The sequence below is a fragment of the Halogeometricum sp. CBA1124 genome (assembly GCF_009741955.1).
GTDB lineage: Archaea > Halobacteriota > Halobacteria > Halobacteriales > Haloferacaceae > Halogeometricum > Halogeometricum rufum.
Genome location: NZ_WPCD01000216.1, coordinates 1 through 6,017, shown reverse-complemented (window position 1 = coordinate 6,017; position 6,017 = coordinate 1). Strand labels below are relative to the sequence as shown.

Here is a 6,017-nt window from a genome sequence, read left to right as displayed (position 1 = left end):
GCGCCACGGCTACGACGTCGTGGACGACGACGGGCACGTCGTCGGTCACGTGACCAGCGGAACGATGAGTCCGACGCTGAACGAACCCATCGCGCTCGGCTACGTTCCCGTCGAACACGCAGAGCCCGGAACCCGCCTCCGCGTCGCCGTCCGCGGCCAGGAGAAACGCGCGAAAGTCGTCAGCACACCCTTCCTAGAGTAACTATGTTCGAAGTACCCGAAGACCGCAAGTATCTGGAATCGCACGAGTACGCAACCACCGAGGGAGACACGGCAACCGTCGGCGTCACCGACTTCGCACAGGACGAACTGGGCGATGTCGTCTTCGTCGAACTCCCCGCCGAGGGCGACGAGGTGACGCAGGGCGAGGAGTTCGGCGTCGTCGAGTCCATCAAGGCCGTGTCGGACCTCTACTCGCCCGTCACGGGCACCGTCGTCGCGGTGAACGAGGAACTGTTCGACCGCCCCGAACTCGTCAACGAGGACCCGTACGGCGAGGGCTGGATGCTCGAAGTCGAAGTCGCCGACGAGGGAGCGTTCGACGAACTGCTCTCGCCGGAGGAGTACCGCGACCAGACCGAATGACACGCGGAAGCCCCTACGCCCCCCACACCGAGGCAGAGACGGCCGAGATGCTGGACGCCGTCGGCGTCGCCGACGAGGAGTCGCTGTTCGACATCCCCGCGGACGTCCAGTTCGACGGCGACTTCGGCATCGAAGCGCGTTCGGAACGCGACGTGCGAACCGAACTGCGCGCCACGTTCGCGAAGAACGAGCGCCTCACCGAGTTCCTCGGCCGCGGGCACCACAGTCACTACGTCCCGTCGCTGGTGGACGACCTCTCGCGCCGGTCGGAGTTTCTCACCTCCTACACGCAGTATCAGCCCGAGATTACGCAGGGCTTCCTGCAGGTCCTGTTCGAGTACCAGTCGATGCTGGTCGAACTCACCGGCCTCCCGGTGGCGAACTGCTCGATGTACGACGCCGCGACGGCGCTGGCCGAGGCGGCCCGACTGGCCGGCCGCGTCCGCCGCGTCTCCGGCACGCGGGTGCTCGTCCCCGAGATACTCCACGCGGGCAAGCGGAGCGTCCTCGACAACTACGTCGCCGGGACCGACCTCACCGTCGAGACGTACCCGATGGACGACGGCAACGTCGACACCGAGGCCCTCGCGGAACTGGCCGACGACGACGTGGCGATGGTGTACGCCGAGAACCCGACGGTTCGCGGCGCCGTCGAGGAGAACCTCGCCGCGGTCGGCGACGTCGCCGACGACGCGGGCGCGCTGTTCTGTCTCGGGACGGACACCGTCGCCCTCGCACTGTTGGAAGAACCCGCGAGCGTCGGTGCCGACGTGGTCGTCGGCGAGGCGGACGCCCTCGGGATGCCGACGGCCTACGGCATGGGTCTCGGCCTGTTCGCCACCCGCGAGGAGTTCCTCCGGCAGGTGCCGGGCCGCCTCGTCGGCGCGAGCGAGGACGCCGGCGGCAAGCGAGCCTACACCCTGACGCTGCAGACCCGCGAACAGCACATCCGAAAGGAGCGCGCCACGTCGAACATCTGTACGAATCAGGCGTGGGTCGCCCTCCGGACGGCGATGCACGTCGCGTACCTCGGCCCCGACGGACTGGTCGAGTTGGCCAAGCGGTGCGTCACCGACGCCGAGTCGCTGGCCGCGGACCTCTCGGACCTGCGCGGCGTTCGCGCGCCCGTCCACGACAGACACCACTTCCGCGAGTTCGTCGCCCGCACCGACCAACCGGCGAAGCCCATCGCCTCGGACCTCGAGAGCGAGGGGTTCGCCGTCCACGTCGTCGGCGAACACGAACTGCAGGTGTGTATCACCGACCTGAACGCCGGGAAGGCCGACGCGCTGGTCGCGGCGTTCGAGGAGGTGCTCTGAACCATGGACTACGACCAAGCACGCTACGCCCGCGAGGACGTGTACGAACCGCTCCTCGCGGAGAAGAACTCGACGCGCGTGGCCGTCGACGAGGAGGACTCGCCGCTCCCCGACGACCTGACGCGCGACTCGGTGGAACTGCCCGGACTGTCCGAACCCGAACTCGCCCGCCACTACACGCGCCTCTCGCAGATGAACTGGAGCGTCGAGAGCGGGCCGTACCCGCTGGGGTCGTGTACGATGAAGTACAACCCCTCGTTCACCGAGGACGCGGCCGCCGACCCGAACGCGGCGGTCCACCCCGACCGGTCGCCCGGGAGCGTGCAGGGGACGCTCGAACTCCTGTACGACCTGCAGGATTACCTCGGTCGCATCGGCGGGATGGACGCCGTGACGCTACAACCGCCCGCCGGCGCCGCCGGCGAGTTCACGGGCATCCTCGTGGCGAAGGCCTACCACGAGTCTCGCGGCGACGACCGGAGCGAAGTCGTCGTCCCCGCCTCCGCGCACGGGACGAACTTCGCGTCGGCCGCGATGGCCGGCTACGACGTGGTCGAACTCCCCAGCGGTGACGACGGCCGCGTCGACATGGAGGCGCTGGACGCCGCCATCTCCGAGGACACGGCCGCGCTGATGCTGACGAACCCGAACACCGTCGGCCTCTTCGAACGCGACATCGTCGACATCGCCGAGATGGTCCACGACGCCGGCGGCCTGCTCTACTACGACGGCGCGAACCTCAACGCCCTCCTCGGCCGCGGCCGGCCGGGCGACATGGGCTTCGACATCATGCACTACAACGTGCACAAGACGTTCGCCACGCCGCACGGCGGCGGCGGCCCCGGCGCGGGTCCGGTGGGCGTCGTCGAGGAACTCGCCCCGTTCCTCCCCAGTCCGCGCGTCCGTCAGCGGGGCGGCAACTACGAACTGTTCGACCCCGAGGAGTCCATCGGCAAGGTCCACGGCTACCGGGGCAACTGGTTCGTCCTCGTGAAGGCGTACGCCTACATCGCCCGCCTCGGCGACGAGGGCCTCGCGGACGCCTCCGCGAAGGCGGTGCTGAACGCCAACTACCTCGCCTCCCAGATGGAGTACGAGGTGCCGTACGAGCCGTTCCACCACGAGTTCGCCGCGACGGCGGGCGAGAGGGACGCCGCGGACGTGGCCAAGCGGATGCTCGACTACGGCGTCCACCCGCCGACGACGAAGTGGCCCGAGTTCGTCCCCGAGGCGATGCTCACCGAACCGACGGAGATAGAGAATCTGGACTCGCTGGACGACCTGGCGCACGCGTTCACGCCGCGATGGCCGACTCCGACGAGGAGTTGGCGAACGCGCCCTCGCGGACCACCGCCCGGCGCATCGACCAGGTGAGCGCCGCGCGCGAACCGCGACTGTCGTGGCGGGCGCTCGAAGACGAGTCGTAACGCGCCGCGCTCTCGTCGCAGAACTGGTTCCGGCGGTATTTACGCGTCTGCGGTGCTGATGTCGCCGTTTATCCGGATGAAGCCGTATCCGCAGTCGCTACACCGCCACTTCGTCTTCTTGCCGAGGTGTATCTCCATGTACGCCGTCTTCCAGAACTGCGAGCTATCGCATTCGGGGCAGTCGTACTCCATCTCCAGGCTCATACTGGTGCCTCTGCGTGGGCCGCAGTTGAAGATACTGGTTCCGCCCGGTCGGGAACGTACCGCTCGACTCGGGACGGGAGGTGTGGATGCCCCCGAAACCCGTTCCCGAGTCGTCACCGACAGACTGGCGAGCACGGCGGTGGTCGAACTCGTCGCGTCGGCGCTGGACGAGTGCCGGACCCGAACGCGAAGCGTCGACCGTTCGACCGCCGAGGGAGTCGGGAGCGGTCGGCGTAGCGTTCCGAGGGAACCGAGCGACGGGCGGGTGCTCGCTCCGGTAACCCTGGATATATCTCATGTCGCGATACGGAATTGGGTCGTCGAGCGAACGACTCTCTCCGGACGCGCCGCACTCCCGGGCAAAACTATATTTCACCGTGCGGAGAGTATCAGGTAGATGGACAGTCGTGGGAGGGACGAGCGAGCGCTCTCGCCCGTTGTCGGCGTCGCCTGATGGTCGTCATCGTGGTCGCTCTCGGCGTGCTCACCGGCGGGATGCTGCTGGGCTTTCAGACGGAGTTGAGAGACCCCGCCCCCGTCTTCGTCGCCGACGAGACCATCGAGGTCGACCTCCAGGGCAACGACACCGAACACACCCTGGAGTTCGTCCACCGGGGCGGACAGGCCGTGCCGGCCGGTCCGCTCTCCGTGAGACTCGGTGCCGGCGGAACGACGCGGACTATCGACCTCGACAGCACGAGTGCGGCCTCCCTCGCGGACGGCGAGTGGTCCGCCGGCGAGCGACTCGACCTCGAACTCGACGAGTCAGCCGTCTGTCGCGCCGGGACGGACACCGCCGAGGTGACCCTCACCTACGAGCGCGAGGACTCCTCGTACACCCTCTCGGAGCGCCGCGTCCCCGTCGAACGCGGCCAGTTCGTCATCCGCGGTGACACCGTCGAGACCACCGCCGACTTCACCGCGAACGTGAAGTTCCTCGGGACGGGCTGGTCGAGCACGCGCTACGACGCGCCAGTGAACATCTCCGTCGGCGTGAACGGGAGCGAGGTGAAGGCGTGGGAGATGGTCGGGGACTCGAACACGACCGTCGGGGCGTACGGCGTCTCGCGGCAGTCCGCGGGCACGTCCATCTCGGTCGAGGCGCGGGGCGGGACGGTCGAGGACGCTCGGTACGTCGGCCCGTCGGACGATTACGACTACAGCTTCGAGCAGTACGGCAGCACCTACTACGTCGACGTCACCGAACACGAGTGGCGGACGACGAGCGCCGACGAGAACGACGAGTATCTGGTCGTGCTTCGGGACGGCGACTCGGTGCCGAACTTCGACGCCGACTCGGGCCAACAGGACGTCGCCACCTACGCGGAGTCGTTCGTCGAGAACGGGACGATTTCGCTGGACGACAATCAGGCCATCTACCTGTTCGACTTCAACCGACAGGGCCCCACCCACGAGACGGCGGACTACCAGGACGCCGTCGTCCTGGTCTCCTTCTTCACCCAGCGGACGGCCGCGCCGCAGGTCCACGAGGTGAGCGGGGGCGGGGAGGTCATCGTCTGTCCCGCGGAGACGCGCTCGGCGAGTCCGTAGCCGAGCGGGTCGCGGCGACGCGCGAACGGGGCGGGCCCGACGGTACGCCGCCGCCGGAGCCGAACCGCCTCACCGCTGCGACTCGCGCAGGATGAGCGGTCCGATGGCGAGCGTCCGCTTGGCGACGGTGGCGATGCGGAGGATGTACGACGTGAAGAGCAGGAACGGGAGGAGCGTGACGGTGAACGCCGCGCCGACGACCCACGTCAGCACGGGCACGCCGAGGAACATCGCGCCGCCGAACGTCTCGCTGCCGACGAACCCGAGCATCCCGCCCGCGACGGCGAGTGCGGGGACGGCGACGTAGAGGATGTACTGCGAGAGGTCCACGAGCGCCCACTGGAAGTACAGCGTCTTGATGTGCTCGCGGGCGGGGCCGAACATCGCCAGCGCCGTGTTCAGGTCGTCCATCGCCCGTCGCTGGTCGTCGGTGAGCACGTCGTCGAACTCCGAAGTCATCCGGTCGAGCTGGTATATCTTCCACGAGTAGTTGAAGTTCAACGCCGCGAGGAGCACCTCGAACGTCCCGAACGACGCGCCCGACAGTTCGTCTTCGACCTCCTGTGCGTTGCCGTGGATGCTGTCGACGAACTCCGTCACCTGCGCCTCCAGTTCGTCGTCGCTCCCGGCGACGATTCTGTCGAGGACCTCCGACCGACGTTCGGTCTCTCTGACCAGTTCTTTGAGGAACGTCGAGGGGTCGGCGGGGACGACGGTGCCGAGGAGGTCCTGCGTGTACGTCCGGAAGTCCAGCGCGTCGCTCATCCCTCGACCACGCAGAACGACCGCGCGCGAACGCGTACGACGCACTCACGATTCCGGTCGCGGAGATAGACGGCCCCGTCACGCTACTGACCGGTGAGGACGACGGTCTGTGGGACGCACCGCTGTACGTCGGAGTTCGCGCTGGTCCCGATTGGTCCGCAGCGAC

6 protein-coding genes and 1 pseudogene are annotated in these 6,017 nt (G+C 68.0%); 5 read left to right on the top strand and 2 right to left on the bottom strand.

What is annotated here, in order from left to right; translation table 11 throughout:
- The 4 genes and pseudogenes from GJ632_RS18525 to gcvPB form a co-directional block, all read left to right on the top strand.
- Positions 1-202: glycine cleavage T C-terminal barrel domain-containing protein (locus GJ632_RS18525; RefSeq protein ID WP_305037693.1), on the top strand; the 202-nt coding region annotated here is incomplete at its 5' end.
- A gap of 2 nt (positions 203-204) precedes the next feature.
- On the top strand, positions 205-585 hold the full coding sequence (gene gcvH, locus GJ632_RS18520) for a glycine cleavage system protein GcvH (protein ID WP_089807878.1): 381 nt from the start codon (positions 205-207) through the stop codon (positions 583-585).
- A complete protein-coding gene (gene gcvPA / locus GJ632_RS18515) occupies positions 582-1,904 on the top strand; it encodes an aminomethyl-transferring glycine dehydrogenase subunit GcvPA (RefSeq protein ID WP_089807877.1) in 1,323 nt (440 codons plus the stop codon). The genes gcvH and gcvPA overlap by 4 nt, the downstream gene beginning before the upstream one ends.
- Positions 1,905-1,907: 3 nt before the next feature.
- A pseudogene (gcvPB, locus tag GJ632_RS18510) lies at positions 1,908-3,331 on the top strand (aminomethyl-transferring glycine dehydrogenase subunit GcvPB).
- Positions 3,332-3,370: 39 nt separating this feature from the next.
- Here gcvPB and GJ632_RS22435 read toward each other — a convergent pair.
- Positions 3,371-3,535 (bottom strand): hypothetical protein, encoded by a 165-nt coding sequence (locus tag GJ632_RS22435; protein WP_177232600.1) that lies wholly within the window; start codon positions 3,533-3,535, stop codon positions 3,371-3,373.
- Positions 3,536-3,988: 453 nt separating this feature from the next.
- Here GJ632_RS22435 and GJ632_RS18505 point away from each other — a divergent pair, with 453 nt between their 5' ends.
- Complete coding sequence (locus GJ632_RS18505) at positions 3,989-5,086, top strand: type IV pilin (protein ID WP_191453712.1); 1,098 nt, start codon at positions 3,989-3,991, stop codon at positions 5,084-5,086.
- A gap of 69 nt (positions 5,087-5,155) precedes the next feature.
- On the opposite strand, the gene GJ632_RS18500 is transcribed toward GJ632_RS18505, so the two are convergent.
- Entirely contained in the window at positions 5,156-5,851 is a 696-nt protein-coding gene (locus GJ632_RS18500) for a hypothetical protein (RefSeq protein WP_197428082.1), read from the bottom strand.
- Positions 5,852-6,017: the final 166 nt, after the last annotated feature.

Excerpts from the sequence above, each read along its gene's own strand:
- gcvH (WP_089807878.1), top strand. The coding sequence starts at position 205 with ATGTTCGAAGTACCCGAAGACCGCAAGTATCTGGAATCGCACGAGTAC.
- gcvPA (WP_089807877.1), top strand. The coding sequence starts at position 582 with ATGACACGCGGAAGCCCCTACGCCCCCCACACCGAGGCAGAGACGGCC.
- GJ632_RS22435 (WP_177232600.1), bottom strand. The coding sequence starts at position 3,535 with ATGAGCCTGGAGATGGAGTACGACTGCCCCGAATGCGATAGCTCGCAG.
- GJ632_RS18505 (WP_191453712.1), top strand. The coding sequence starts at position 3,989 with ATGGTCGTCATCGTGGTCGCTCTCGGCGTGCTCACCGGCGGGATGCTG.
- GJ632_RS18500 (WP_197428082.1), bottom strand. The coding sequence starts at position 5,851 with ATGAGCGACGCGCTGGACTTCCGGACGTACACGCAGGACCTCCTCGGC.